The sequence below is a fragment of the Micromonospora sp. NPDC047521 genome, assembly GCF_055587305.1.
The window spans coordinates 425,156-451,787 of the sequence record NZ_JBVJGN010000004.1; the positions used below are offsets into that span (position 1 = coordinate 425,156).

Annotated in this window: 24 protein-coding genes; 11 read left to right on the forward strand and 13 right to left on the reverse strand. The window is 73.0% G+C overall.

What is annotated here, in order from left to right; all coding sequences use genetic code 11:
* The first annotated feature begins 60 nt into the window (after window positions 1–60).
* The 3 genes from ACZ6N8_RS12670 (at window position 61) to ACZ6N8_RS12680 (ending at window position 3,170) form a co-directional block, all read left to right on the forward strand.
* Window positions 61–1,122, forward strand: a complete 1,062-nt coding sequence (locus ACZ6N8_RS12670; RefSeq protein WP_466009671.1) for a Gfo/Idh/MocA family oxidoreductase — start codon at window positions 61–63, stop codon at window positions 1,120–1,122.
* Window positions 1,123–1,314: 192 nt separating this feature from the next.
* Window positions 1,315–1,866, forward strand: a complete 552-nt coding sequence (locus ACZ6N8_RS12675) for a DUF1062 domain-containing protein (protein WP_466009673.1) — start codon at window positions 1,315–1,317, stop codon at window positions 1,864–1,866.
* A gap of 164 nt (window positions 1,867–2,030) precedes the next feature.
* The gene (locus tag ACZ6N8_RS12680; RefSeq protein ID WP_466009675.1) at window positions 2,031–3,170 is read left to right on the forward strand and encodes a carboxypeptidase-like regulatory domain-containing protein; all 1,140 of its coding nucleotides are present in this window, start codon (window positions 2,031–2,033) and stop codon (window positions 3,168–3,170) included.
* Window positions 3,171–3,173: 3 nt separating this feature from the next.
* Here the strand turns inward: ACZ6N8_RS12680 and ACZ6N8_RS12685 are convergent, their stop codons facing one another.
* The 3 genes from ACZ6N8_RS12685 to ACZ6N8_RS12695 all read right to left on the reverse strand — a co-directional run bounded on the left by ACZ6N8_RS12685 (window position 3,174) and on the right by ACZ6N8_RS12695 (window position 5,006).
* Window positions 3,174–3,332, reverse strand: coding sequence for a hypothetical protein (locus ACZ6N8_RS12685; protein ID WP_364371966.1), 159 nt, complete (start codon window positions 3,330–3,332; stop codon window positions 3,174–3,176).
* Between the two features lie 177 nt (window positions 3,333–3,509).
* Window positions 3,510–3,731, reverse strand: coding sequence for a hypothetical protein (locus tag ACZ6N8_RS12690; protein ID WP_030335934.1), 222 nt, complete (start codon window positions 3,729–3,731; stop codon window positions 3,510–3,512).
* 174 nt (window positions 3,732–3,905) lie between these two features.
* Entirely contained in the window at window positions 3,906–5,006 is a 1,101-nt protein-coding gene (locus ACZ6N8_RS12695) for a PIN domain-containing protein (protein WP_364371970.1), read from the reverse strand.
* Between the two features lie 219 nt (window positions 5,007–5,225).
* Between ACZ6N8_RS12695 and ACZ6N8_RS12700 the strand changes: the two genes are divergently transcribed.
* Window positions 5,226–7,262: a glycosyl hydrolase family 28-related protein gene (locus ACZ6N8_RS12700; RefSeq protein WP_466009677.1), complete on the forward strand. Its 2,037-nt coding sequence runs from the start codon at window positions 5,226–5,228 to the stop codon at window positions 7,260–7,262.
* Between the two features lie 41 nt (window positions 7,263–7,303).
* Here ACZ6N8_RS12700 and ACZ6N8_RS12705 read toward each other — a convergent pair whose 3' ends face one another.
* The 4 genes from ACZ6N8_RS12705 to ACZ6N8_RS12720 form a co-directional block, all read right to left on the reverse strand.
* Window positions 7,304–7,933 carry a CG0192-related protein gene (locus ACZ6N8_RS12705; protein WP_466009679.1) on the reverse strand — a complete coding sequence of 210 codons (630 nt, stop codon included), beginning with the start codon at window positions 7,931–7,933 and terminating at the stop codon, window positions 7,304–7,306.
* A 14-nt stretch (window positions 7,934–7,947) separates the two neighbouring features.
* Window positions 7,948–9,039: a cellulose binding domain-containing protein gene (locus ACZ6N8_RS12710; RefSeq protein WP_466009680.1), complete on the reverse strand. Its 1,092-nt coding sequence runs from the start codon at window positions 9,037–9,039 to the stop codon at window positions 7,948–7,950.
* 67 nt (window positions 9,040–9,106) lie between these two features.
* A complete protein-coding gene (locus ACZ6N8_RS12715; protein ID WP_466009682.1) occupies window positions 9,107–10,156 on the reverse strand; it encodes an NAD(P)H-dependent flavin oxidoreductase in 1,050 nt (349 codons plus the stop codon).
* 47 nt (window positions 10,157–10,203) lie between these two features.
* On the reverse strand, window positions 10,204–11,304 hold the full coding sequence (locus tag ACZ6N8_RS12720) for an NHL repeat-containing protein (RefSeq protein WP_466009683.1): 1,101 nt from the start codon (window positions 11,302–11,304) through the stop codon (window positions 10,204–10,206).
* 144 nt (window positions 11,305–11,448) lie between these two features.
* Here ACZ6N8_RS12720 and ACZ6N8_RS12725 point away from each other — a divergent pair, with 144 nt between their 5' ends.
* Window positions 11,449–12,405: a hypothetical protein gene (locus ACZ6N8_RS12725; protein WP_466009684.1), complete on the forward strand. Its 957-nt coding sequence runs from the start codon at window positions 11,449–11,451 to the stop codon at window positions 12,403–12,405.
* 59 nt (window positions 12,406–12,464) lie between these two features.
* On the opposite strand, the gene ACZ6N8_RS12730 is transcribed toward ACZ6N8_RS12725, so the two are convergent.
* The gene (locus ACZ6N8_RS12730; RefSeq protein WP_466009686.1) at window positions 12,465–13,574 is read right to left on the reverse strand and encodes a lectin; all 1,110 of its coding nucleotides are present in this window, start codon (window positions 13,572–13,574) and stop codon (window positions 12,465–12,467) included.
* Between the two features lie 355 nt (window positions 13,575–13,929).
* On the opposite strand from ACZ6N8_RS12730, the gene ACZ6N8_RS12735 reads away from it, so the two are divergent.
* Both ACZ6N8_RS12735 and ACZ6N8_RS12740 read left to right on the forward strand, forming a co-directional pair.
* Window positions 13,930–16,212 carry a M64 family metallopeptidase gene (locus ACZ6N8_RS12735; protein ID WP_466009688.1) on the forward strand — a complete coding sequence of 761 codons (2,283 nt, stop codon included), beginning with the start codon at window positions 13,930–13,932 and terminating at the stop codon, window positions 16,210–16,212.
* A gap of 116 nt (window positions 16,213–16,328) precedes the next feature.
* The gene (locus ACZ6N8_RS12740; protein WP_466009689.1) at window positions 16,329–16,601 is read left to right on the forward strand and encodes a hypothetical protein; all 273 of its coding nucleotides are present in this window, start codon (window positions 16,329–16,331) and stop codon (window positions 16,599–16,601) included.
* A gap of 12 nt (window positions 16,602–16,613) precedes the next feature.
* On the opposite strand, the gene ACZ6N8_RS12745 is transcribed toward ACZ6N8_RS12740, so the two are convergent.
* A complete protein-coding gene (locus ACZ6N8_RS12745; RefSeq protein ID WP_466009691.1) occupies window positions 16,614–17,882 on the reverse strand; it encodes an Nramp family divalent metal transporter in 1,269 nt (422 codons plus the stop codon).
* A 180-nt stretch (window positions 17,883–18,062) separates the two neighbouring features.
* Here ACZ6N8_RS12745 and ACZ6N8_RS12750 point away from each other — a divergent pair, with 180 nt between their 5' ends.
* The 4 genes from ACZ6N8_RS12750 to ACZ6N8_RS12765 all read left to right on the forward strand — a co-directional run bounded on the left by ACZ6N8_RS12750 (window position 18,063) and on the right by ACZ6N8_RS12765 (window position 22,178).
* A complete protein-coding gene (locus ACZ6N8_RS12750; protein WP_466009693.1) occupies window positions 18,063–18,470 on the forward strand; it encodes a GntR family transcriptional regulator in 408 nt (135 codons plus the stop codon).
* A gap of 20 nt (window positions 18,471–18,490) precedes the next feature.
* Window positions 18,491–19,381 carry an ABC transporter ATP-binding protein gene (locus tag ACZ6N8_RS12755; protein ID WP_466009694.1) on the forward strand — a complete coding sequence of 297 codons (891 nt, stop codon included), beginning with the start codon at window positions 18,491–18,493 and terminating at the stop codon, window positions 19,379–19,381.
* Complete coding sequence (locus tag ACZ6N8_RS12760; RefSeq protein ID WP_466009695.1) at window positions 19,378–20,367, forward strand: ABC transporter permease; 990 nt, start codon at window positions 19,378–19,380, stop codon at window positions 20,365–20,367. The genes ACZ6N8_RS12755 and ACZ6N8_RS12760 overlap by 4 nt, the downstream gene beginning before the upstream one ends.
* 200 nt (window positions 20,368–20,567) lie before the next feature.
* Window positions 20,568–22,178, forward strand: coding sequence for a metallopeptidase domain-containing protein (locus tag ACZ6N8_RS12765; protein WP_466009697.1), 1,611 nt, complete (start codon window positions 20,568–20,570; stop codon window positions 22,176–22,178).
* Window positions 22,179–22,229: 51 nt separating this feature from the next.
* Here ACZ6N8_RS12765 and ACZ6N8_RS12770 read toward each other — a convergent pair whose 3' ends face one another.
* The 4 genes from ACZ6N8_RS12770 to ACZ6N8_RS12785 form a co-directional block, all read right to left on the reverse strand.
* The gene (locus tag ACZ6N8_RS12770) at window positions 22,230–23,057 is read right to left on the reverse strand and encodes an ABC transporter permease (RefSeq protein ID WP_466009699.1); all 828 of its coding nucleotides are present in this window, start codon (window positions 23,055–23,057) and stop codon (window positions 22,230–22,232) included.
* Window positions 23,054–24,019: an ATP-binding cassette domain-containing protein gene (locus ACZ6N8_RS12775; protein WP_466009701.1), complete on the reverse strand. Its 966-nt coding sequence runs from the start codon at window positions 24,017–24,019 to the stop codon at window positions 23,054–23,056. Before ACZ6N8_RS12775 ends, ACZ6N8_RS12770 begins: the two co-directional genes overlap by 4 nt.
* A 136-nt stretch (window positions 24,020–24,155) precedes the next feature.
* Entirely contained in the window at window positions 24,156–25,406 is a 1,251-nt protein-coding gene (locus tag ACZ6N8_RS12780) for an ROK family protein (RefSeq protein WP_466009843.1), read from the reverse strand.
* A gap of 121 nt (window positions 25,407–25,527) precedes the next feature.
* On the reverse strand, window positions 25,528–26,631 hold the full coding sequence (locus tag ACZ6N8_RS12785) for a sugar-binding protein (protein WP_357986089.1): 1,104 nt from the start codon (window positions 26,629–26,631) through the stop codon (window positions 25,528–25,530).
* Between the last annotated feature and the right edge of the window lies 1 nt (window position 26,632).

A 26,632-nucleotide genomic window follows, 5' to 3' on the forward strand; every position in this document is an offset into this window, starting at 1 on the left:
ATTCGATCAGCGGTACCGCCGCCGCTCAGGGGCCGCGGACCGGCGAGACGGGGGTGCGGCATGGCGGAGGCGCTGCGGGTTGGCCTGCTGGGGTACGGGCTGGCGGGCCGGGTGTTCCACGCGCCGCTGATCGCCGCGACACCGGGCCTGCGCCTCGACGCCATCGTGACCCGCGATCCGCAGCGGCGCGAGCAGGCCCGGCAGCACTTCCCGGACGCCCGCCTGGTCGACGACGCCGACGAGTTGTGGCGTACGCCGGACGCGTTGGACCTGGTCGTCGTCGCGACGCCGAACCGGCAGCACGTGCCGATGGCGCGGGCGGCGCTCGCGGCGGGCCTGCCGGTCGTCGTCGACAAGCCCCTGTCCCCCACTGCTGCCGAGGGCCGTGCGCTCGTCGACGAGGCATCCGAGCGTGGGGTGCCGCTGACGGTGTTCCAGAACCGGCGCTGGGACGGCGACTTCCTGACCGCCCGCCGCCTGGTCGAGCAGGGCGAGTTGGGGCGGGTGCTGCGCTTCGAGTCCCGGTTCGAGCGTTTCCGGCCCACGATCAAGCCGGGCTGGCGGGAGCTCGCCGGTCCCGAGGAGGCCGGCGGCGCCCTGTTCGACCTCGGCGCGCACCTCGTCGACCAGGCGGTGCAGTTGTTCGGCCGGGTGGACCGCGTGTACGCGGAGGTGGACCGGCGGCGCGCGGGTGCCGCCGTGGACGACGACGCCTTCGTGGCGTTGACCCACGCCAGCGGTGTGCACTCGCACCTGTGGATGGGTGCGGTGACCGCGCAGCTCGGCCCCCGGCTGCGGGTGCTCGGCGACCGGGCCGGCTACACGACGTACGGGCTGGACGTGCAGGAGGCGGCGCTGCACGACGGCGGCCGACCGGATCAGCCGGGCTGGGGCGAGGTCCCGCCGGAGCGGTACGGCATGTTCGGTGTGGACGGTGACCTGCGGCCGGTGCCGACCGAGCCGGGCGCGTACCAGAGTTTCTACGCGCAGGTGGCGGCGGCACTGCGCGACGGCACGCCGATGCCTGTCGACCCACGCGACTCGGTCGCCACGGTCGAGCTGATCGAACTGGCCCACCGGTCGGCGGCCGAGGGCGCGGTGCTGCCGGTCCCGACCGCCTGAGCGGCGCCTGCCCGAAAAACCGGTGGAGTGGCGCCGCCCTGCGCCACTACCGTGCGGCGCAACCACGTCGTCCAGGTAAAGGGCCGGCCGTTGTACACCCTGTGAGACCTCCCGAGCGCTGATCTGTCGCGCGTCGCATCTGCGCCGCGCTCCTTCTTGCTGCGGACTTCTCACTGAAACCGGTGTACCTCTGTGCTCACAACCTGGGCCGTCGTGCCCACCTGCCTGCCGCTCGTACGCCGCCGTTGCCGCGCATGTGCGTCCGAACTCCTTCGACCAAGCGGCAAATTCCGCGTCAACGCCAACCGCAAGCTCATCGACGTCTGGATCCTCGCGCTCTGCACCGTCTGCGGGGAAACGGCGAAGCTCACGGTCCTGGAACGGGACACGGTGCGTTCCATCCGACCGGAGCTGCTGGACCGGCTGCACGACAACGATCCCGGTCTGACCGCCGAACTGCTCCAGGATCCGGACGTGCGGCGCCGCAACCGGTTCGAGCTGGACTGGACCGACGCCTGGCGGCTCGACACGGACGGACCGGATCACCTGGACCACGACAGGATCGACGTCGAGGTCCGCTTCGCCGCCCGGATCCCGGTCCGCCCCGTACGACTGATCGCCGACGGGTGCGGCCTGTCGCGCGGGGAGGTCGAGCGGCTGATCACGGAAGGGAAGATCGTGTCGATGGCCCGGCTGCTGGGGGGCACGCTCTCGGGCGACTTCACCTTCACGCTCAAACGCTGATCCGTCATCGATGATCTGGGGCCTGTCCGGCACGATCCGCCGGGCAGGCCCCGGTCCGTGTCTCATCGGGCGCGCGGGCGGGTCGCGCCGTCCGTACCGGACAGGGCATAGTGGCCGGCGGCGCCATCGACCGATGTTGCTCGCTCCTGGAGAGGGTGGTGGAAGTGACGCGCTCAGGTGTCCGCTGGCCGGTGGCGGCCGCATTGATCACGCTCGCCGGGGGGACGCTCGCGGTGTCGGCGGTACCCGCGACGGCCGCCCCGGAGACCGTCCGCATCCTGAGCGTGTCGGCGGAGAACGTGAAACCCGGCGAGAAGGTACGCGTGCGGTTCAGCGTCACCAACAACGGAAGCCGGGCCGACAAGGCCATCGTGGTGGTCGGCGGTGGCCTGCCGTGCACCTCCGGATGCCGGGCGGAGCCGAAACTCGCACCCGGCCGCAGCCAGACCTTCGACGCGACGGTCGTCGCCCCCGCGGCTCACCCGGGCGAGACCACCGGCCTCAACATCTCGATCGGCGTGCGGCTTGCCGGGGAGAACAGCTATGCCTACAAGATGGTCTACGTCCACGGCCCGGGCGCGTCGCCGTCCGCCGGGGACAAGCCGGCGGCAGGGGTGAGCGGGGTCTCCGGCCGGGTGCGCGACTCCGGCGGGAAGGCGATCGGCGGCGTGGCCCTGACCATCCGGGACAGCGCCGGGCACGAGTACCGGACGACAAGCGGCAGCAGCGGCCAGTTCTCGATCACGGCGAGCGCCGGCAGGACGATCGCCGAGGGCCCCATCACGGTTCGCGCGGCAATGGACGGCTACCGCGCCGCCAGCACGACCGTACGGGGCACGGCTGGCGCCGTCGCGACAGTGCGGCTGACCCTCTCCGCGGTGCCGGCGCCCTCCACGGCGTCGTCGTCGCCCGCCGTGGAGGCGAGCCCGCTCGACGAGGCGGCCGACGGTACCCCCGAGGCCGCGCCGCCCACCCTCAAGGCGGTCAGCGACGGGGAAGGCAGTTCGGCGCTGCCCTTCGTCCTGGGCGGCCTACTGGTCGCCGCGGGCCTGGGCACGCTCGTACTGCTGGTGATGCGTCGGAGGAACGCAACGGAGGCGGGGATTCCTTCGACGCCACCACTGTCGGCGCCGGCCGGCGGGGGCATGGCCGACGCGCCGACAACGGTGCTCAGGCCTGTGGGTGGCGGGAGCATGACCGACGCGCCGACAGCCGTCCTGCACAGGCCAGTGGGTGGCGGTTTCCCTGGCACGTACGGCGGACCCGCACAGGGTGGGACCCACCAGGACGGCCACCGAGGTTGAGAGCTACTCGGCTTCCCGCTCGGAGAGGGCGTCGTCCGGCACCCGGGCGTCGTCGTCGGTAAGCGTGTCGTCCGACGAGTGGGTGAGGTTCGCGAGCCGACGCTCGGCCTCCCGGACCTCTTCGTCGAGCCGGGAGTTCTCCTCGTCAGGACCTTGCGACATGGGCGACCTCCGTCGGGCACGGACGCTTCGGGTACCCGGCCTGACGGCGGGGACACGGAAAGCGGGAGGTGTCTCGGAGGCCCGGAGGCGCACGGGGTGAAAGCCGTGCGCCGGGCCGGTCGGCGAGTGCGCCCGGGCGCAAGCCCAGGAGCGGTGCCGGCCCGGCCCGGCGCCGGATCAGCGCTGCTTCAGCTCGCGCCAGGATGGGTGGGTGCCGCGCCAGGCGTCGGCCAGGATGGCCGCCGAGGCCCGGCTGGGGCACTGCTGCACCCGCTCACGGCCCGACGCCCCACCGATCTGGGCGCGAACCTCCCAACCCTGCCCATCAGTACGGATGTACACGTCCCGGCGCCCGCGCGGGGTCGTGTCTCCGTTCCACCAATGCTCCTCGACCTTCATTCGCCGACCGTATAGCAATTCCCGCGCCGAGGGTACGGCGCAGGAGGGCTCAGACCAGGGCAAGAGCCGCATTCCAGGCGTATTTCGGGCCAAGCGTTGACAGTTCGAAACCACAACGGCGGATCTTCCCCTCCTGACTTGCAGATCAGGAGCACGTCGGACCCGCCCGGGCGGTCAGGCCCGGGTGGTCAGGAGGTAGTCGTCGGCCTCGGGGCTCCACCGCAGGTCGAGTACGCCGGCGGTGGCGGCGGCCTTGCAGAACTGAAGGAAGCTGCGGTAGCCGAGCTTCTTCTCGCTGAAGTCGGGGCGCGCCCGGCGTACCTGGTTCTTCAGGCCCGACAGGGCCACCGGGTTGCCGCCGCTGCCCAGGTCCGCCACGACGCCCCGGAGCAGGCCGAACGCCACCTCCCGGTCGCCGTGCTCGGGCAGCGAGACCTCCGGGTCGCCCTTCGCGGGGCCCTCGGCCAACTCGATCACGTTGCGCTCGGCGAGGTGGCGCAGCAGCTCGCCGAAGGTGCGGAAGCCGTAGTCGGACTCGCTGAACGTCGGGTCCTTGCGCAGCAGGGTGCGCTTGAGCCGGGAGGCGGTGACCTCGCCGTTGGCGCTGCCCTGCAACCCGGCCACGGTCTGGGCGACCTGCACGGCGAGGGCGTCCACGTCACGGCCGGGTTCCTCCCCGGCGGGGCGACCGTCCACGTCGGGTTCCGGCTCGTGCTGCCGCTCCGGCTCGGACGGACGCTGGTCCGGGCCGGCCTGCCGAGCGGCGGGGCGGGCACGCCGGCCGCGGGCCGGCGGGATGTCGACGCCCTCCAGCCGGTCGTAGTAGAGGAACTCGTCGCACGCCGGGGGCAGCAGCGCCGACGTCGACCCCTCGACCCCGACCCCGATGACCCGCTTGTTCAGCTCGCGCAGCTTGTGCACCAGCGGCGTGAAGTCACTGTCACCGCTACAGATGACGAAGGTGGAGATGTAGTCGCGCTCGAACGCCAACTCGATCGCGTCGACCGCCATCTTGATGTCCGCCGCGTTCTTGCGGGACGCGCCCATCCGCTGGGGGATCTCGATCAGCTCGACGTGCGACCGGGTGAGCATGCGGCGGTCCTCGTCGAAGTACGACCAGTCGGCGTACGCCCGGCGCACCACCACCCGCCCCCGCTCGGCCAGCGCGTCCGCGATCGGCCGGAAGTCGAAGTCCGCGCCGCCACGGTGGTCGCGCGCCCCCAGCGCGAGGTTCTCGTAGTCGAGGAAAAGGGCGATCCGGTCTTCTTGATCCACGCGGCCCAGCGTACGCCGACCGTGGGCCGTCCGGGCGCAGGCGAGGCGCGACACCTCAACTCACCAACCGTCCATTTCTTGCGATCCCACAGTCGCTTCTTTTCGGTGTTCGATTGTTGTCTTGCAGCAGGCTGTCCGGTGCTGCATCATGCAGATCAATGTCGGGCGTCGGAGGACGCCGGGCGGACCTCCACCACCATCCACCCAGGAGGGTCACCGATGTTTCGCAGCCTCATGCCGCCAGGGGGACGCCCGGGCCGGCCCACCTCGGCGGCGGTCGCGCTCGCGACAGGCCTCGCCGTGCTGGCCGCCGCGCCCGCCGTCGCCGTCGCCGCTCCGTCCGCGTCCGACGCCGCGCGGCCGGTGGTCACCCGCGCCGCCCTCGATCCTGCGCTCGTCACCGGGCGCGGTGCCGACGTCGACTTCGTCGAACAGGAGGCGGAGACCGCCCGCACCACGGGCGAGGTCATCGGCCCGGACCGGTCCGCCTACACGCTGCCCGCAGAGGCGTCCGGTCGTCGGGCAGTCCGGCTCACCCCCGGCGAGTACGTGGAGTTCGTCCTGCCCAGCGCGGCCAACGGGATCACCGTGCGGTACAGCATCCCGGACGCGCCCTCCGGCGGCGGAATCACCGCGCCGCTGCGGGTCGCCGTCAACGGCACGCACGTGCGCACCATGACGCTCACCTCGCAGTACTCGTGGCTCTACAACCAGTACCCGTTCACCAACGACCCGCAGGCCGGGCTGCTGCACCCGGACTGGTGGATCACCGAGTGCCAGTGCGTGCCGTCGGCCACCACGCCGTACCCGAGCATCAGCAAGCCGTTCCGGCCCACCCACTTCTACGACGAACAGCGACTGCTGCTCGGGCGCACCTACCGGGCCGGTGACCGGATCCGGCTCACCGCGCCGGCCGGCAGCGCCGCCGCCTGGACGGTCATCGACCTGCTCGACTCTGAACTGGTGGCGCCGCCGCGCATCCGCCTGCTCGCGGCGAACGTGCTGGCCTTCGGCGCCGACCCCACCGGCCGGCGGGACTCCGCCGACGCCCTGGACCGGGCCATCGCCTTCGCCCGGCGCACCCACCTGAAGGTGTACATCCCGCCGGGTACCTACCAGGTCAACAGGCACATCATCGTGGACGACGTGACCATCGAGGGCGCCGGCAACTGGCACACCATCATCAAGGGCCGCGAGGTCGCCCTGCCGACCCCCGCGCCGGACGGCTCGGTGCACACAGGTGTCGGGTTCTACGGTCGCGACGCCGCCGACGGCGGCAGCCGCAACGTCCACCTGTCCGGCTTCGCCATCGAGGGCGACGTGCGGGAACGCATCGACACCGACCAGGTGAACGCGATCGGCGGGGCGATGAGCGACTCGACGATCGACGGCCTGCACCTGCGCCACACCAAGGCGGGTCTGTGGTTCGACGGCCCGATGCGCAACGTCCGCGTCACCAACACCATCGTCGTCGACCAGATCGCCGACGCGCTCAACTTCCACACAGGCGTCACCGACTCGCTCGTCGCGCACACCTTCGTCCGCAACACAGGCGACGACGGCCTGGCGATGTGGTCGGAGAAGACGGCCAACGCGCGCAACACGTTCGACCACAACACCGTGCAGTCGCCGACGCTGGCCAACGGCATCGCCGTCTACGGCGGCACGGACACCACCGTCTCGCACAACCTCGTCGCCGACCCGGTACGCGAGGGCAGCGGCCTGCACGCCGGTTCCCGTTTCGGCGCGGAACCGTTCACCGGGCACCTGCGGTTCACCGACAACACCACGGTCCGCGCCGGCACGTACGAGCTGAACTGGAACATCGGGCTGGGCGCGATCTGGGTCTTCGCCCTGGACCGCAGCATCGACGCGGCGATCGAGGTGACCGGGGACGCGTACCTCGACAACACCTACAACGCGATCATGCTGGTCAGCGACTGGCCGGTGAAGGACCTCTACTCGATCAGCGACGTGCGTTTCCGCGACGTCCGGGTCGACGGCACCGGCACCTCGGTGGTCAGCGCCCGCGCGGCGGGGTCGGCCTCGTTCGCCAACGTGGACGCCCGCGACGTGGGAGCCGTCGGCGTCAACAACTGCGGGTCGTTCCACTTCACCCCGGCCGGCTCGGAGTTCAGGTTGACCGACCTCGGCGGCAACGACGGCGGCTGGCTCGCGCCGTGGCTGCTGCCCAACACCATCACCTGCGACGACCGGCCCCCGGTGTCGCCGCCCTCGCCTCCGTCACGGTGGTGACCACGGTGGGCGGCCGCACAGCCGGGCCGCCCACCGCGTCGTCAGGCCAACCGGGCGTACGCCAGCGGGACGCTCGCCGGCTGCCCGTCCCAGCTGCCGAGCAGGGTGGGCCCGGCGGGCTCGGCCGGGGCGGGCCGGCGGACGACGACAAGCTCGACGGAGTCGGTGACGATCACCGTGTCGTCCCCGTCGACCACCCGACGTACGACGCCGACAGGTGCCACGTCGGCGTGCCCGGCGCCGGTGACGGCGACGGTCATCGTCGGCTCGCGCACCTCCCGCCGCCCGCCCACCTCGAAGTACTGCTCCGCCTGACCGGCGCCGGTCAGGACGGCGTGGGCCAGCGCGGCGGCGTACACCGGGTCGGCGCAGCCGTCGTACACCCAGCGGGTGCCGAGCGCCGAGTGTTCGGTGGTGCCGAGCAGCGAGTCGTCGGCGCCGTCGAGCGGCGCGTCGCGGTAGGTGAGCGGGACGTGGTGGACCGGTCCGTCGGCGGCGCCCACAAGCATCGTCTCGACGCCTACCGCGCCGGCCGGGTCGTCGAAGCGGTAGGCGCCCCGGCTCACCACGGCGGCGCCGGCCGGCCCCTGGTACCAGGGCCGGCCCGGTAGCCAGGTCGCCAGCAGGTCGAGCTTCGTGGGGCGCAGTGTCGCGCGGTGCAGCAGAGCCATTCCGGCAGCCTAGGTCACAGGCCCGCGCAGGGTTTCCCGTCGATCGTGCAGCTCTCCGGTTCCCGTGCCTTGGGCCGGCTGTCGCGCACGTCGAACCGGAACGTCTGTGACCCGCCGGCCGACACGGCGGGCCCGGTGAACGTGATCGTCCGTCCGTCCTGCCGCCAGGTGGCGTCGTCCACGTCGTCCACTGTGGTGCCCTCGGCGAGCGTGACCACTACCGACCAGTTCGCCGCCGGTGCGCCGCCCGGGTTGTCCACCACGATCTCGCCCGTGTAACCGAACAGCCGGCTGGAGTCGGTCTCGTAGCGGGCCACCACCACGACCTGCGGCGGGGGCGGCGGGGCCGACGAGGGCGTCCGCGACGGCTTCGCCGACGGGGTACGGCTCGGGCGGGCGGTCGCCGAAGCGACGGTCCGCGACGGCCGCGCCGACGGGGTCACCGTGGGCGCGACGGTGGGGGCGACGGCCGTCGCGCTCGCCGACGGTGTGCCCGTCGGGGCCGGCGCGGCTGCGGGATCCGACCCGGTCGGCAGCGCGATCCACGCGGCCGTGCCCGCCACCAGGACAGCCCCGCCCAGCACTGCCACAAGCGTGCGCCGCCGCCGTCGGGGACCGGCCGACGTGCCGCCCGCGCCGATCACCGGCAGTTCGGCGGTCATCCCGGCCTCGCCCCGGCGCAGGTCGACCTGCTGGAAGGCGAGCCAGTCGAGAATGGCCGGCAGGCGTACGGTGAGCGCCTGCCGGAGTTGCTGCTCACGCGCCTCGTGCTGCTCGGCCGACCAGGCGCCGTGCGTGGTGACCTCCCGCACCGCGAGTCGCGAGCCCTCCCTGGTGGCGGTGACGGCACAGGTCAGCTCGGTGAGCCGGCCGGCCTCGTCGCAGCGCAACGAGAGCAGTTCCGGCGCGTTCCGTTCGGTCACCTCGACCTCGACGTCGGCGTCGAAGCCCGGCAGGCCGGACGTGTGCAGCAGCAGCCGGTCCGGCACACCCTCGACCGTCTCGGCCTCCACGAACCACCTGCCGAGCAGCTCCAGATCCGTCAGGGCGAGCCAGACCCGGTCGGGCGGGTGGGACAGGTCCACCTGGGTGCCGATCTCGATCACGGCGAGACTCTAACGGGTTTCCCGTCCGGCGCCGTCCGCCCGCCCGGCTCAACTGTGCACGCGCTGGTCAGCCCCAGTGGGTCGACCGCCGCAGCGCCCCCTCCAGGGCCGCCCGGGCGTCGGCGCTCAACTCGGCGAGCAGGTCGGCCGCCGGCATCTCCCGGGCCAGCGGGTGCGCCTGACCGGCCCACAGGTTGGCGATCGACGCGTCCCCGTCCCGCCGGGCGGCGGCGAGCAGCGGCCGGGTCAGGTGCAGCACCTGCGGGTAACCGGCCGGCGCCGCCGCGTCGTGCCGCCGCAGGAAGTCGTTCACCACTCCCCTGGCCCGCTTGCCGGTGAACGCCCGGGTCAACGCGGTCGGGTCGGCGCTGGCCACCGCCGCCCGGTGCAGGGGCGAGCTGCCCGCCTCCGGACAGCGCAGGAAGGCCGTACCGAGCTGGGCGGCGGCGGCCCCGGCGGTCAGCACGGCGGCGACGCCGGGACCGTCGGCGATGCCACCGGCGGCCACCAGCGGCCTGGCGCACCGGGCGGCGGCCAACCGGAGCAGCGGCAGCAGCGCGTAGTCGTCGTCGTCCGGCACCCCACCGCGGTGCCCGCCCGCCTCGGTGCCCTGCACGACTACCGCGTCCACACCCAGCTCGACGGCTGCCGTGGCGGCGTCCGGCCTGGTGACCGTGGCCCACACCTCGGTGCCGCGCTCGCGCAGGGCGGCCACCGCCGCCCGGTCCGGCAGGCCGAACACGAAGGACACCACGGGCACCGGGTCCGCGAGCAGCGCCGCCAGCTTCTCGGGGTACGCGTCGTCGCCGCCCACCGGCTCGCCCAACCGCACGCCGCGCCTGTCGGCCTGCGGCGCGAGCCGCTCGGCGTACGCCTCGATGGCGGCCTGGTCGACCGGGCCGGCGCCGGGAAGGAAGACGTTGACCCCGAACGGGCTGTCGGTGCGGGCGCGGACCTGCGCGACGTCGGCGACCAGCCGTCCGGTGTCGATCATCCCGGCGGCCAGGAAGCCCAGGCCACCGGCGGCGGAGACGGCCGCGACGAGTGCCGGGGTGGACGGCCCGCCGGCCATCGGGGCGGCGACGATCGGATGACGCAACGTGGACAGGACGGACATCCGCCCATCCTGCCGCACCGGACGCGCGCCGGCTGACGAGCCGCCGGTCACCGCCTGTCGGTGTGCCGCCGCCACAGCACACCGCCGACCGCGAGGAGGCCCAGGAGCGTCCCGGCCCCGGCCGTGAGGGGCCAGATCCGGCCGCCCCCGTCGGCCTTCTCGGCGGCGGGGACGGCAGTCGTGCGCGCGGGCGTGGGGGCGGTGGTGGACTCCGCCGGCTGCGGTGCGGCGGTGGCGGGCGCGACCGCGTACCGCAGGATCGTCGGGCGGGTGCCCGGCTGGTCGGCGGACTCGGACACGGTGAGCAGCGACCGTCCGTCCCGGCTGTAGGTGATCGACTCGCCCTGGGGCTCGTCCGGCAGCGCGATGGCCCTCGGGACGCCTGTGGTGAGCGCGGCGACCACGTCACCGTCGGGCACGTCGTACTCGAAGGCGTCGGCGTAGGTGCGCAGCACCACCCGGCGTCCGTCCGGCGCGTTCGCCGCGCCGGTGACCACGCCCCGGCCGAGGAACGAGAACGGGTTGCTCGTGGAGCTGGACGGCAGGACCACCTGGCCGACCGAGGCCAGCGGCGTCGTCGCGCCCGGTCGCAGCCCGGCGGTCGGCGCGTACAGGACGGCGGTGCCGCTGCCACCCTTGGTGATGATCAACGGCCGGCCGTCGGCGTCGAGCAGCAGCGCCTCCGCGTCGTGCGGGCGGTCCGGGTAGGTCATCCGGAGCAGCACCGGCTCGTCCGCGCCCGGCGCGAGCCGCCACAGGGCGATCGTCTCCCGCGTCCGGTCGTTGTCACCGGTGTCGGCCACCCAGATGGTGCCGTCCGCGCCGATCGCCAGGTCCTCGGTGTCGCGGGGGCGCGACGGGTAGCTGACCGTGCGCGTCACCGCGCAGCGGCGGTCGAGGTGGAAGATCCGGCGACGGGCCTCGTCGTCGGCGCCGTCGTTGACGACCACGTACCCGTCGTCCGTGGCGACCATCCCGGAGATCTCGGTGAGCCGGTCGTCCCGCACCTGGCACACAGGTGCCGGGCCCGCCGCGCCGGCCACACCGGGCGCCAGCGCCACGGCCGGCACGGCGCCGACGACAAGCGCGCCGAGAACCGCTGCCGCGCGGACACGCCGCCCCCGGGTCACCCACCCGCGTACCCGCATCGCCCGCCTCCTCGTCGCGGCCACGTCCCGGCCGCCCCGCCCATCCTGGCGGATCCCGACCACCGGCGTGGTCATCTCGGGGCCGTGACCACACCCTTGTCGATGTACTGTCAGCCCGCCGGATTCTGGATGTGAGGAATGGCCATGCCCGCTAGCGACACCTCCGTGGCCCGGCGGTTCGCGCGGACGCTGATCCGTCGCCTGGGCCCTCCGGCCGGCAGCGCCGGCATGGTCTGGGCGGTGCTCGGCGGGGTCATCTGCGGCCTCTTCACCGGCGCGCTGGCCGGTCGGGTCGCCTGGGAGACCTCGCGGCCACAACCCGACCGGGCCGAGGCCGGCGCCATCCTGGCCGAGGTCTTTCCCGGGCACGATTTCGGCGACATCGACACACCGCCCGCGCTGTTCGTGGTCTACGCCCACCCGGTGCGCCTGGGCACAGTCAAGACCCTGCTGTTCGGCGACGGCGGCGAGTACCAGGAGAGCGCCACGAGCGCCGCCGCCTCCGGCGCTCCGCCGGTGCCCGCCGAGCAGACCGTCGCGGTGGCCCGGGACCGGCTGGTGAGTTCCGGCTGGCGGGTGTACGCCCCGCAGGTGTCCGACGGGGCCACCTGCGTGGACAAGGTGTGCGCGACCCCGGTGACCGTGACCGACACGGCGCTTGTCGCCCGGCGCGGCGACACCGTGCTGAATGCCTCCATCTCCTCACGGGGAGGCTTCGACGCCACGTACCTGACGGTCGAGGTGAACCGCGCGCCACCCCCGGCGGTGGTGCCGGCCGGTGTGCTCGGCACGATGCTGGGCGCGGTGGCCGCCTGGCTGGTCCTCGGCTGGGCCAGCAGGCGCACGGCGGGGAGACGCAGCGGCGGCACAGTCGATGTCCTGATCGGTGTGGCAATGGTCCTGTGGTGGCTGCCGGCACTGCTGACCGTCCCGCTGCTGCTGCGCCACCACCTGGACGAGCCGCACCCGGCCTGGCATCCGCTGTGGGAGTGGCTGGGCCAGCCGACCGGCTCGCTGCTCTTCCTGGTCGGTGCGCTGTGCGTACTTCTCGCACTGGGTGTGGCCGCCGCAACCCGCAGGGGCACCCCGACCGCCCCCTGAGCGGGCACCCGCCGCCCTGCCGGTCCCGCCGGGTACGACGTGGACCGGCCGGGCGTCCGCTACCGGGTGGACCAGCGTTGCGCGCCGGTGCCGTTGCAGGTCCAGAGCCGCACCGTCGTGCCGTTGGCCGTACCGCCGGAGGTCACGTCCACGCACTTGCCGGCGGAGGCGAGCACGACGGCCCCGTCGGTGCGGAAGGTGAAGCGCTGCGCGGCGCTGCCGTTGCACGTCCAGATCTGCACTCTTGTGCCGTCGGCGCTCGCCCCGCCGTTCACATCGAGGCACCGGTCGCCGTAGACCCGCAGTTCGCCGGCGGCGGTGCGGGTCCACCGCTGGTTGGCGCCGCCGTGGCAGTCCCAGATGATGGTGGGCGCGCCGGCCGTGGTGCTCGCGCCCGAGACGTCCAGGCATCGCCCGGAGGCGGTGTTGACCAGACCGACAGGGGTGCCGACCGGTGGGCCGCCGGCCGGGGTCAGGCTGCCGGGCACCGAGCGCAGCGCGTCGTACCAGCGGGCGGCCATCTTGTCGTACCCGCCGGCGTTGGGGTGGACACCGTCGGCGAGGTCGGCGGTGGTGAGCGCGGCGTGCATGTCGACCAGGTGCACCCGGCTGCCCTTCTGCGCCACGATCCCGGGTATCGCGGCGTTGTACGCCAGTACCCGCGCCTCCCGGGTCGCGTCGGACTCCGGGGTGATGGTGGCGACGAAGATCTCGGCCTCCGGAGCCGTCGACCTGATCTTGTCGATGAGACCGGAGAGCCGGGCCGGCGCGTTGGCCAGGTCGTAGTTCTGGTTCACGTCGTTGGTGCCGATGTGCAGCAGGACGGTACGCGGGTCGGTGTTCCGCAGCCAGGTGACGATGTTGGCGTCGAGCTGGTCGATGCGCCAGCCGGAGTGGCCCTCGTGGTCGTGGTCCCCGAGGCTGGCCGGGCCGTTGAACCCGGAGCCGACGAAGTCGACCGTATAGCCGCCGCCGGCCAGCCGCTGCCACAGGTTGATCCGGTACCCGCCGGGCACGTTGTACCCGTCGGTGATCGAGTCACCAAGTGGCATCACGCGTACGCCGCCGTTCGACTCGGCCTGGGCGGGTGCGACCTGGGCCAGCGCCAGTGCGGCGCCGAGGACGAGCCCGAAGCCGCCGGCGGCGGCCCGTCGTGGGTTCCATCGCATGGTGTTCCCTCTCCTCGCGGGTGGTCCGGGTGCACCGTGGGGCGTCGCCCGCCGACAACAACTGCCACACCGGACGGTGCATCGATGCTTCCCGATCGAACGGCTGGCCCGACACCCGGACCGGCGGGCGCGCGAGCCGAACGCCGCGCTGGCTGCGCCGAGCGGTCACCCGCCGCCACGGTCCACTCACGACGACGCGGGGTTACGTGCCGGCCCGGCCCCCGGTACGGTCCGAGGTGACAGCGGTCACGGCGGACCGGGCACCGGCGCTCCCGCCGGTCCGGTCGTCCCACGCCGTCCGGCCGCACGGCACGTCGGAAGGGGCGCTGGGGTGCGGATCAGAGCGGGATTGTGTGTGGCGGCGCTGGTCGCGGCGGGAATGGCTGTCGCCACACCGGCCACCGCCGCGCCGGCCGGCAGCGCCACAGTGGTGCCGATCCAGGTCACCGGCGACCCGGCGAAGCGGTTCAACCTGGTGCTGCTGGGCGACGGCTACACCGAGGCCGACCTGCCCACCTTCCGGGAGCACGTGGACCGGCACCTCAACACCCTCTGGACGATCGAGCCGTTCAAGTCCTACCGCAGCTACTTCAACGTGTACGCCGTCGAGATCGTCTCGCCGGAGTCGGGGGTGGACTGCGATCCCGGGCTGTCCGCGCCGCGACGCGACACAGTGCTGGGCATGGGTTTCTGGGGCGGGTGCAACCCGGCGAGCGTGCAACGCCTGCTCACTGTCGACGGCGCCGCCGCGAACACGTACGCCGACCTGGCCGTCGGCACCAACCCGGGCAACCGGCAGCTGATCGCCCTGGCCAACAGCGGCACGTACGGCGGGGCGGGCGGCAGCAACGCCACCGCGTCCGGCGGTAACGCGCTCTCCGCGCTGATCAGCCCGCACGAGCTGGGGCACTCGCTCGGCGGGTTGCAGGACGAGTACGACTACTACGCCCGCGGGGTGCCCGGCGACACGTACGACGGGCCCGAACCGGACTCGGCGCACCACACGGTGCTCACCGAGCGGCAGATGCGCGACACCCGGGCCAAGTGGTGGCGCTGGCTGGGTGAGCCGAGCGAGTCCGGCGGCCGGATCGGCCGCTACGAGGGCGGCCTGTACCTCCAGCGCGGGGTGTGGCGGCCGAGCCGGCACTCGATGATGAAGTCGCTGGGCTTCTACTTCGACCAGGTCGGCCGCGAACAGATGACCGAGCGGATCGCGGACCGGGTGAGCATCGTGCAGGGCGGCACGGCCACCGACCAGCCGGTCGGCGCGGACCGGCTGCTCTGGGTGGACACCCTGCACCCGGTGAGCCACGCGTTGGCCGTGACCTGGTCGGTGGACGGCAGGGTGGTGCCGCGGACCGGCGACGCCCGCCACCTGGACCTGCGGACGCTGCGGCTGCGCCCCGGCCGGCACACGGTCACCGCCACGGTGACCGACCCGACGGAGTTCGTCCGCGACCCGGCGATCCGCACCTCCCCCGCGCTGACCCAGACCCGCACCTGGACGGTGGACACCGGAACCCGCACCCCGCCGGTGGCGCCGCCGTTGGCCATCACCGGGTCCACCGCGACCGACCGGCCGGTCGGCGCACACGACGTGGTATACGTGCAGACCAGCCAACCCACCGACCGGGCGCCGGGCGTGCGCTGGTCTCTGGACGGGCGACAGGTGGCCGACACCGGCAGCGACCGCGACCTCGACCTGGGCGCGCTGCGCCTGTCGCGGGGCACCCACCGGCTGACCGCCCGGGTGAGCGATCCGGCGACCCGGGAGGCGGTGACCCGCACCTGGACGGTCGACGCGACAGGCCCCGACGTCGCGTACGCCCTCTCCGAACCCCTGCTCACCGTGACCCGGCCCGGCCGGCCCACCGAGCACGTGTACAACGGCCCGTTCACCATGGGGTTGACCGGCACGGACGACCGCCCCGGGGTGGTGACCTCGGAGTTCCGGCTCGACGGCGACGGCTGGCACACCTACTACGGCTGGCCGACGGACGCCCGGTCGCCGTTCCTGTTCACCGCCACCGGCACCGACGTGGACGGCCTGGTCTACGGCAACCTCGGCTCGGGCGGGCTGTCGGTGTCGCCGTTCGCGGAGCGCTCCCCGGGGTACGGCAGGCACACCATCGAGTACCGGGGCGTCGACGCGGTCGGCAACGTCGGGTCGTCCCGTGCGTTCGTGGCCACACTGATCCCGCCGCCACCTGCCTGCGCCCGCGTGGTCGCCGGGCGGCACGCCGGCCCGCTGGTGGCGAGCGCCGGCGTCACCTGCCTGCGCGGGGCCACCGTGAGCGGCCCGGTCACCGTGGCACGTGGCGCCTCCCTGGTCGCCGAGCGGTCCACGATCGGCGGGGGCCTGGCGTCGTCCGGCGCCGCCGCGGTCGAACTGCTGGGCACCGAGGTACGCGGCGCGGTGACGCTGACCGGCACGACAGGCCACGTCACGGTGGTGGGCACGCGGGTGGACGGCCCGCTGGCGCTGACCGGTACGGCGTCGGCACCGATCCTCGCCGGCGGGCGGGTGGGCGCGCTGGCCTGCGCGGGCGGCCCCACTCCGGTGGATCTCGGTGCCCCCACGACGGTACTGGGCACGACCGCCCGGTCCTGTCGCGGCGGCGCGACCCCGCCGGCCTGACACCCGACCCGCTCGGGATCCCGCCCGGATCCCGCCCCCGGGGCAGGTCTGAGTGCGGCGATGCCGGGTAGGCAGCGGCCCGGCGGCATGTCGACGACCGCCGCGAGGAGGCTCCGATGAGCACGTACCCGGACGACCAGGGCGTTCCGATCCCTCCCCCGGAGGCGGACGCCGTCGAGCAACGGCAGGACGCGTTCGACGTGGGACCGCCGGACCTGGTGTCGGGTGACGTCGACCCGGAGGCGTCCGAGGCCGACCTCGCCGAGCAGGGCGCCCTGCCGGCGGGCACCCTGGAGGAGGGGACGTCACTGCCGGCCGACGCCGACCCGGCGGACGCCCTCGAACAGCGCCAGCAGATCCCGGCCCGCGACGAGGGCCGCCGGACCTGACCACGCCCCGGCTCACCCGGCGACGACCTGCCAGAGCAGGAAGGCGTTGAGCGCGACCACAAGCACGGCCACAAGCGAGGCGGCGGCGGTGGTGAGGGGGTGGTTGACCAGGTTTCCCATCAGGTCACGGCGGCGGGTGAAGGCGACCACCGGGATCAGCGCGAACGGGATGCCGAAGCTGAGGATGACCTGGGACAACACCAGCGCCCGGGTAGGGTCGAGGCCGATGGCGAGGACGGCGAGCGCGGGCAGCAGGGTGACCAGGCGACGCAGCAGCAGGGGAATCCGCCGCCGCAGGAAGCCCTGCATGATCACTTCACCGGCGTACGTGCCGACGCTCGTGGACGCGAGCCCGGAGACCAGCAGGGCGATGGCGAAGCCGAACGCCGCAGCGGTGCCGATCGTCTGACCGAGGCCGGCGTGCACTCCCTCCAGGCTGTCCGCGCCGGCCGGGCCCCCGCCCCGGAAGCTGGCCGCGGCGATCAGCAGCATGGCGAGGTTCACCGCCCCGGCGGCGGTCAGCGCGAGCAGCACGTCGGTGCGCTGGCCCCGAAAGAGCGTGCGACGTTCGGTGTCGTCGGCGGCGGGGATGCGGTCGCGGGTCAGCGCGGAGTGCACGTAGATGACGTGCGGCATGACCGTGGCGCCGAGGATGCCGGCGGCCAGCAGCACGCTGTCGGTGCCCTGGAGCCGGGGCACCAGGCCGGCGACGGCGGAGCCCGGGTCGGAGCCGGAGGCGAGCAGGTTGGCGGCGAAGGCCAGCACGATCACACCGAGCAGCACGGCGATGCCGATCTCGAACGCGCGAAAGCCCCGTGAGCGCAGGGCCAGCACGGCGAACGCGGCGGTGCCGATGATGATCCCGCCGGGCAGCAGCGGGATACCGAAGAGCAGGTAGAGCGCGACCGCGCCACCGATCACCTCGGCCAGGTCGGTGGCCATGGCGACCAGCTCGGCCTGCACCCACATCATCCGGTTCACCGGCCGTGGCAGGCGCTCGCGGCACAGCTCCGGCAGGCTGCGCCCGGTGGCCAGGCCCAGCTTGGCGGTGAGCGTCTGCACCAGCATGGCCATCAGGTTGGCCACCACCACGACCCAGACCAGCAGGTAGCCGTAGCGGGCGCCGGCGGCCGAGTTGGTCGCGAAGTTGCCCGGGTCGACGTACGCGACGGCGGCGACGAACGCCGGGCCGAGCAGGATCAGCCGTCCGCGCACCCGGCCCCGGGCGCGGGCCGTCTGCAACGGTGTCGCCGTCGGCGCAGTGAACTGCCTGGTGACCATCGCCCACCTCTCCGTCGCGCGGATCGCCTGCCGTCCCCTTCCCGGTCCGCTGGCCCGCGGGTGCCAATCCGTGGCCCGCCGGTGCCACCACTGGCGCCGAGTCGCTTGACAGGTACGACCCGTGCGTCGAAGCTGTCTATTAGTCCTACTGTCGTAGGACAAGAGGAAGGATCATCACGAGTGATCGAGTTCGTGCTGGACAGCCGGTCGAAGGTGAACACCTACATGCAGCTCGTGCAGCAGGTGAAACAGGCGCTACGGGTCGGCCTGCTCTCACCGGGCGACCAGCTGCCGAAGGTCCGGGACGTCGCCCAGTCACTGGCGATCAACCCGAACACGGTGTTGAAGGCGTACCGCGAGTTGGAGATCGAGGGTCTGGTCGGCGGCCGACCCGGGGTGGGGACGTTCGTGCAGCGCACGCTTGCCGGCGCGTCCCTGCCCAACCAGGCCGAGCTGCGCGACGACCTGGTCGCCTGGCTGCACCGGGCGCAGGCCGCGGGCCTCACGGCCGAGGACGTCATCGCCCTGGTGGAGACCACGCTGCGCGCCACCCTCGCCGACGACACCCCGCAGCCCGAACCCGCATGAGTGGAACGAGAGGACAGCGGATGGACATGGTCTTGGAGGCCGACCGGCTCGGCAAGCGGTACGGCAGCACCTGGGCGCTGCGGGACTGCTCACTGCACCTGCCGGCCGGCCGGATCGCCGCGCTGGTCGGGCCGAACGGCGCGGGAAAGAGCACCCTGCTGCACCTCGCCGTCGGGCTGCTCAAGCCCGACGCGGGAGCGGTGCGGGTGTTCGGCAGGTCCCCGTACGGGGACACGCAGGGCCTGGCCGACATCGGGTTCGTCGCCCAGGACACGCCCCTGTACCGGGACTTCACCGCCGCCGAGCTGGTCTTCGCCGGTGGCAAGCTGAACAGGCGGTGGGACGCGGCGTTGGCCCGTACCCGGTTGGCACAGCTCGGCATTCCACCGGACCGGCCGGTGGGCAAGCTCTCCGGCGGGCAGCGGGCCCAGGTGGCGCTCGCCCTGGCGCTGGCCAAGCGGCCCCGGCTGCTCCTGCTCGACGAGCCGGTGGCCAGCCTCGACCCGCTGGCCCGGCGGGAGTTCCTCCAGTCGCTGATGGGCAGCGTGGCGGACTCCGGAACCACGGTGCTGCTCTCCTCGCACCTGCTGGCCGACCTCGAACGGGTCTGCGACTACCTGATCGTGCTCAACTCGGCCCGGGTGCAGCTCACCGGCGCGGTCGACGACCTGGTGGCCGCCCACCGGCAGCTCGTCGGTCCCCGGCACGACGGCGGCGTTGTCGGGGGCGTCGCCGCCGTGGTCCGGGCCAGCCACACCGACCGGCAGTCCACGCTGCTGGTCCGCACCGACGGTCCGGTCACCAACCCGGCCTGGACGGTCCGCGAGGTCAGCCTGGAGGACGTCGTGCTGGCCTACCTGGCCGACGGCACCACGCAGACCAGTCACAGCGAGTGGGGGGTGGCGGCATGATCTGGCTGACCTGGCGGCAACACCGCAAGCAGGCGTTCTACACCCTGGTCGGGCTCGCGGCGCTCGCCGCCCTGCTGGTGCCGATCGGCCTGTCGATGCGGAACACCTTCAGCGACCTCGGGCTGACGGACTGCGCACGCCAGCTCGCGGACACCAATGTGGCGACGGCGACCCGGGAGGCCTGCGACGCGGGTTTCCGCCGCTTCGGCAACAGGTACGGCAGCCTCAACCTGGTGGCCGTGCTGTTGATCACCCTGCCGGCGCTTGTCGGCCTCTTCTGGGGCGCTCCGCTCGTCGCCCGCGAGGTGGAGCACGGCACGCACCGGTTCGTCTGGACCCAGGGCGTCGGCCGGACCCGCTGGGCCCTGGTGAAGTTCGGACTGGTGGGCGGGGCCGTCGTGGTCCTCGCGGCGCTGTACGGGCTGGGCATGTCGTGGTGGGTCGACCCGCTCACCAAGGCCGCGCACGAGGGCCGGCTCGGCATGATCGTCTTCGATCTGCAGGGCGTCGTCCCGATCGGGTACACCCTGTTCGCCGTGGCGCTTGGCGTCTTCGCCGGCACCGTGTGGAAGCGGATGCTGCCCGCCATGGGCATCACCCTCGCCGGCTACATCGGTGTACGGGCGGCGGTGGAGATCCTGGCCCGACCGCGCTACCAGCCGGCCCGCACCCAGACCTTCCCGATCGAGGGGGAAGGGCCACCGGAGATCAGCCGGGGAGACTGGATCCTCACCCAGGGCGTCCGGAACCCCGACGGGACGTTGATCGCCCAGGACACCCGGATCCAGTGTCCGCCCGGCGGAAAGGGACCTGACGGTCGGGTCTGCGGTGCCGAGTTGGGCCTCGAACCGGGCGCGTACAACTGGCAGCTGTACCAGCCGGCGGACCGGTTCTGGCTGTTCCAGGGCATCGAGACGGGCCTCTTCGTCGCCCTGGCCCTGCTCCTGCTCTACCTCGCGGTGCGGCGGATCCGCCGGATCGCGTAGCGCGGCGGCGGGCGCTCGTCGGGGTGCGGGGGCCCCGGCGATCACCCGTGGGCGCAGGCGCTCGACAGTCAGTACGAGCCCGCGAAGTCGGATTCCGGCCCGTCGCCAACGCGACTCAACGTGCCGATTCACTCACCCACGGTGCTCCGATGTGGACTCCGGGCCCGGGTTGGCCGGGCCGTGGAGATGGGAGCGTACGCGTGAAGTCCAGAATCCTCAGTCGGGTCGCCGCGTCGGCCGTGGCGCTCGCCTGCGCCGCGCTGGGCGCGGTCGCGTTGCCGGCCGCCCCGGCGACGGCCAGCCCGATCCGCAACGCCACCGCCTGGTCGGTGCTGCTGTGCAAGTTCAGCGACAAACCGGCGGAGCCTCAACCGCCGTCGCACTTCGCCAACTTCCTCACCGCGGCCGGGGTCGGCACCGGCGGGGTGGCGGACTACCTGGCCGACCAGTCCGGCGGACGGGTGTCGCTGGCCGGGTCGGTGGTGCGGGGCTGGTACACGATGCCGTACACGCTTGCGCAGTTCGGGTCGATCGACAGGTGGACCCGGATCCAGCGCTGCGTGGACACGGCGGCGACCGCCGGCTACGCGGTGCCCGCCGGCAACCGGATCGCGGTCATGCTCAACGACTGGGTGGATTCCGGCGCGGCAGGCGGCCGGGTGCTGCTCGACCCGGGCGCCTGGAACGTCGGCTTCGCCGCGCACGAGATGCTGCACGGTTACAACCTGGGGCACTCCTTCTCCAACGACACCACGTACCAGAACGCGCCGTGGTCCCAGCCTGGCGAGTACGACGACCCGTGGGACGAGATGAGCGCCATGCACATCCACGCCTTCGGCACCGCGAACTACGGCACCAGCGCGGTAGGGCTCAACGGGCCGCACCGCGACGAGCTGGGCTGGCTGCCCAAGAACCGGGTGTTCACCATGGCCGCCGACGGGGTCGGCTCCCGCACCCTCACCCTGGCCCCGCTTGAGGTGCCCGCCGCGAGCGGCCCGCAGCTGGTCCGGATCCCGTTCGATCCGGCCGACCTGTTCCACTACTACACGGTCGAGTTCCGCCGTAAGACCGGCTGGAGCGCGGGCATCCCCGCCGACACGGTGCTGCTGCACGAGGTCCGCAACGGCACCCCGACCCTGCTGCGTACCGGCCCCGGCGGCGGGCCGGCCCAGTCGCTCAACGCCAACGGCGTGCAGATCGGCGTGAACTGGCTCTCCGGCAACGCCGCCTCGGTGACCGTGACGACCGACGTGGTGAACCGCTGCCTCCAGGGCTACGTGTGGCGCGAGGCCCGCGCCGGCGATCTGGTCTGCGTCACAGGCGCCACCCGCAGCCAGGTCTGGGCGGACAACGCCGCCGCGGCCAGCCGCTGGGTGAACGGCCCGTACGGCCCGCACACCTGCGTCGCCGGCTACGTGTGGCGCGAGGCGTACGCCGGGGACGACGTCTGCGTCACCGGGACGCAGCGCAGCCAGGCCGCCGCCGACAACGCCGCGGCCGCGTCCCGGCGCAACCCGGCCCGGCTCGTCTCCGGCCCGAACACCTGCGTCAGCGGGTACGTCTGGCGCGACGCCGACCAGTCCGACTACGTCTGCGTCACCGGCGCGACCCGCTCCCAGGTGCTCGCGGACAACGCGGCCGCGGCGAGCCGCTGGGTCAACGGCCCGTACGGCCCGCACACCTGCGTCGCCGGCTACGTGTGGCGCGAGGCGTTCATCGGCGACGACGTCTGCGTCACCGGGACGCAGCGCAGCCAGGCCGCCGCCGACAACGCAGCCGGCCCGGGGCGGGTGCTGCGCCCCGCCGGGTGACCGACCGCGCCCCCGGTGGCCCGGCCACCGGGGGCGCGTACGCCTGGACGCTCAGCCGGCCAGCCGCCGGTACCTGGCGACCGAGAGCGGCAGGAACACGGCGACAAGCACGATCGGCCAGGCCACCGCCAGCCACGGGTAGTGCTGCGCCGCCCACGAGTCACCTCCCCAGCCGGGGTTGCCGAACAGCTCGCGGGTGGCGCCGACGGTCGCCGACAGCGGGTTCCACGCGGCCACCGCGCCGAGCCAGGCCGGCATCGTGGCCGGTGCGACGAACGCGTTGGAGAGGAAGCCGAGCGGGAACTCCAGGGTCTGCACGGCGACCACGGCCGTCTGCCCCCTGGTGACCAGGCCGAGGAAGATGCCGACCCAGATCAGGGCGAACCGCAGCAGCAGGATCAGCCCCACCGCGCCCAGCGTGGCGCCGGCGCCGCCGTGCGCCCGCCAACCGACCGCGAGGCCGGCGGCCAGCAGCACCGCGAGGGTGACCAGGGCGAACAGCATATCGGTCACCGCCCGGGCGACGAGCGGCGCGAAGGGTGACACAGGCATGGCGCGAAGCCGGTCGGTGATGCCGCGCTCCAGGTCCTCGGCGACGGCGATCGTGGTGAGGCTGATCCCGAACACCATTGTCATCACGAACATGCCGGGCATCAGGAACTCCCGGTAGCTGCCCCCGCCGGGCACCTGCAACGCCCCGCCGAACAGGTAGGCGAAGATCAGCACGATCAGGATGTTGAAGCCGAGCGAGGCGACAAGCGGCCCGGGCTCGCGTCTCCACCGGGCCAGGCCGCGCCAGACGAGGGTGCCGCTGTCGGTGAGCGCGGCGGGCCGGCCGGGTGTCAGGTCCACCGCCGAGGGCAGGGTCGTGGTGCTCACGCGGTCACCTCCCGCACGGCCCGGTGCCCGGTGAGGTGCAGGAACACGTCGTCCAGGGTGGGGCGACGGAGAGCGACGTCGGCCACCGTGACCTGCGCGGCGTCGAGTGCCCGCAACACCTCGACGAGAGCACCGGCGCGATGCCCGACGCCGACACTCACCGCACGCCGGTCGGGGTCGACCGTCGGCTCGTCGTCGACGACCCGGCGCACCTGGGTGACGGCGGTGGCGAGATCGGCGGCGTCCGCGACGACCAGCTCGATCCGGTCGCCGCCGAGGCGGGCCTTGAGGTCGTCGGGTGTGCCTTCGGCGATCACGTGACCGGCCTCGACCACCGAGATCTGGTCGGCGAGCTGGTCGGCCTCGTCCAGGTGCTGGGTGGTGAGCAGCACTGTGGTGCCGGCGCGGACCAGCTCCCGGATCGACACCCACACCTCGTTCCGGCCGCGAGGGTCCAGCCCGGTGGTGGGTTCGTCGAGGAAGAGGACGGCGGGGGCCAGGATCATGCCGGATGCCAGGTCCAGCCGCCGCCGCATCCCGCCGGAGTACGTGCGGACCGGCCGCTCGCCGACATCGTCGAGGCCGAACCGCTCCAGCAGCTCGACCGCCCGCTGCTGGGCCCGGCGCCGCCCCAGGTGGAACAGCCGCCCGAAGAGCACGAGGTTCTGTCTGCCGCTGAGCGCCTCGTCGAGCGCGGGGTGCTGCCCCACCAGCCCGATGCGGTAGCGCACCTGGTCCGGCTGGCGGGTCACGTCGAAGCCGGCGACCTCGGCGCGACCTCCGTCCAGCCGCAGCAGGGTGGACAGGATCCGCACCGAGGTGGTCTTGCCGGCCCCGTTCGGACCGAGCAGGCCACACACCGTCCCCGCGTCCACCCGCAGGTCGAAGCCGTCCAGGGCGAACCGGTCCCGATACCGCTTACGCAGCCCCTGCGCGACTATCGCCGCACCGCTCGCTGTCACGTCGATCTCCCCTCCGTAGCGACCACCGGCGCCTACCGTACGACATACGGTAGCAAATACGGGAAGGAGTTCCGGCCGGCTTCAGCGCGATGACGATCGGGTGGTGCGGCAACTGCCGGATCCCGCGCGGGGATCCCTAGGCCGAGCCGGCGGATCCCCGCTGTCCGGCGACGCCGACGTTGAGCGGATCGGCAAGCAGCTTGTCGAAGGCCAGTTCGGCGGCGCCGATCAGAACGGCGTCCCGGCCGAGCGCGGCCGCGCGCAGGCGCAGGTGCTCCCGGGAACCCGGCAGCGGCATGGTGTCCAGCCGGCGGCGTACGGTGTCCGCGCCGGCGGTGAAGATGTCGCGAAGGGAGCCACCGAACACCACCGCGTCCGGGTTGACCACGTTGACGAGGTTCGCCACGCCGAAGCCGAGCCAGTCGGCGACCCGCTCGACCGCCGCCCGCGCGGTCGGGTCGCCGTGCTCCGCCGCGCGCAGCACCGCGGCCACCGCCGTACGGTCGCGGGGGTCCCGGCCGGCGTGCCGCAGCAGCGCCGCCTCACCGATCTCGGTCTCCCAGCAGCCGCGCGAGCCGCAGCCGCAGGGCAGCCCGTTCGGGTTGACGACCATGTGGCCGACCTTGCCGCTGTGCCCCCGGTGGCCGATCACCAGCCGGCCGCCGACGATGATGCCGGCGCTGATCCCGACGTCGCCGTGCAGGTAGATGAGGTCGTCGACGCCTGCCGCCACGCCGCGTACGTGTTCGGCCAGCCCGGCGATGTCGGCCAGGTCCCCGGCCACGAAGCCGGGGCAGGCGGACAGCTCGGCCTCGAGCGCCGCGCCGAGGGTCGCCTCGACGCCGGCGACCAGGATCTCGCCGTCCGGGTTGCGGGACGTGTCGGTCACCGCGACCGCGCCGCCGACGAGTAGCGCGTCGGGGGCCACCGCGCGTTCCATGTCGCGGACCAGGTCGGCGAGCGGCCCGACGGCGTCGACCGCCGACATGCCACCGGGCCGGGCGACCTCCCGCAGGTCGAGGATGCGCCCGCCCAGGCCGACCCGGGCGGCACGCAACCGGTAGGCGTCGATGCTCAGGGCGTGTGCGTACACCCGGTCGGAGCGAGGGCTGACCACCAGCGAGGGGCGGCCGGCGCGGCGGGCGGTGGTGGTTGTCTCCTCGGTGACCAGGCCACTGGCGACCAGGTCGGCGGCGAGGGCGCCGATGGTGCTGCGGTTCAGGCCGAGCCGACTGGTCAGCTCGGCGCGGGACGTCGGGCCGTGCAGGTGCACGTAGCGCAGCACGGCACCGAGGTTCTGCCGCCGGATCTCCTCCTGGCTGGCGCCGGGGACCGAGGGCAGTGGGGATTCGGGGTTACGGCCGACGCCGGCTGGCCTGGACCGGATGGGTTCGTTCACGGTCAGACCTCCTTCCGGGTCGCTGCCGGGTGGTGCGGGGCGCCCGGACGACGATGGGTCCCGGAACAGGAGATCCCGGGACCCATCGTCGTTGCTGCCTACCGCGTGATTACTTGGTGAGCGGTGCGAGCTTCGGGTCGTTCGCGTACGCCTCGGCGGCGTTCGCCTTGGTGACGGCGACCGGCGGGAGCAGGAACGTGTCGACGACCTTGCTGCCGTTGTTGTACGACTCGGTGTCGTTCACCTGCGGCTTGTCACCGGCCTGGAGAGCCTTGACCATGTTGATGGTCTCCTTCACCAGGTTGCGGGTGTCCTTGTTGATCGTCATGTACTGCTCACCGGCGACGATCGACTTGACCGACTCGACCTCGGAGTCCTGGCCGGTGACGACCGGGATCGGCTTGCCGGCACCCTTGACCGAGGTCAGGATGGCGCGGGCCAGCGTGTCGTTCGGGGAGAGGACGCCGTCCAGCTCCTTGTTGCCGTAGGTCGAGGTCAGCAGCTGGTCCATGCGGGCCTGCGCACCCTCGGCCTTCCAGCCCTGGATGGCGGTCTGCTTGACGTCCTTCTGACCCGAGGCGACGACGACGTTGCCCTTGTCGATCTCCGGCTTGAGCACGTCCATGGCGCCGTTGAAGAAGACACCGGCGTTGTTGTCGTCAGGCGAGCCGGAGAACAGCTCGATGTTGTACGGGCCGTTCGGCTTCTTGGCCTTCATGCCGTCCAGCAGGGCCTGGCCCTGGAGCTGGCCGACCTTGAAGTTGTCGAACGCGACGTAGTAGTCGAGGTCCGGCGTGTTGGTGATGAGCCGGTCGTACGCGATCACCTTGGCGCCGGCGGCGTGCGCCGCGGCGACCTGGGTCGACAGCTGCGCGGCGTCGGTCGCGCCGATGACGATGACCTTGGCGCCCTTGGTGGTCATGGCGGTGATCTGGGCCTGCTGGTCGGCGACGGTGGTCGACGCGCCGGCGTACTGCACGTCAGCCTGGAAACCGGCCTCCTTGAGACCGTTGGTGAACAGGTCACCGGCGAGGACCCAGTTCTCCGAGGTCTTGGCCGGCAGGGCCACACCGATCAGGGAGTTCGCAGCGAAGCCCTTGGCGGCCTCGCCGCCGGAGTCGCTGTCGCCGTCACGGCCGGAGCCGCAGCCGGCGAGGGCCAGCATGGCGGCGGCGCTGATGGCCACCACCGACGAGCCGAAGAATTTACGCATG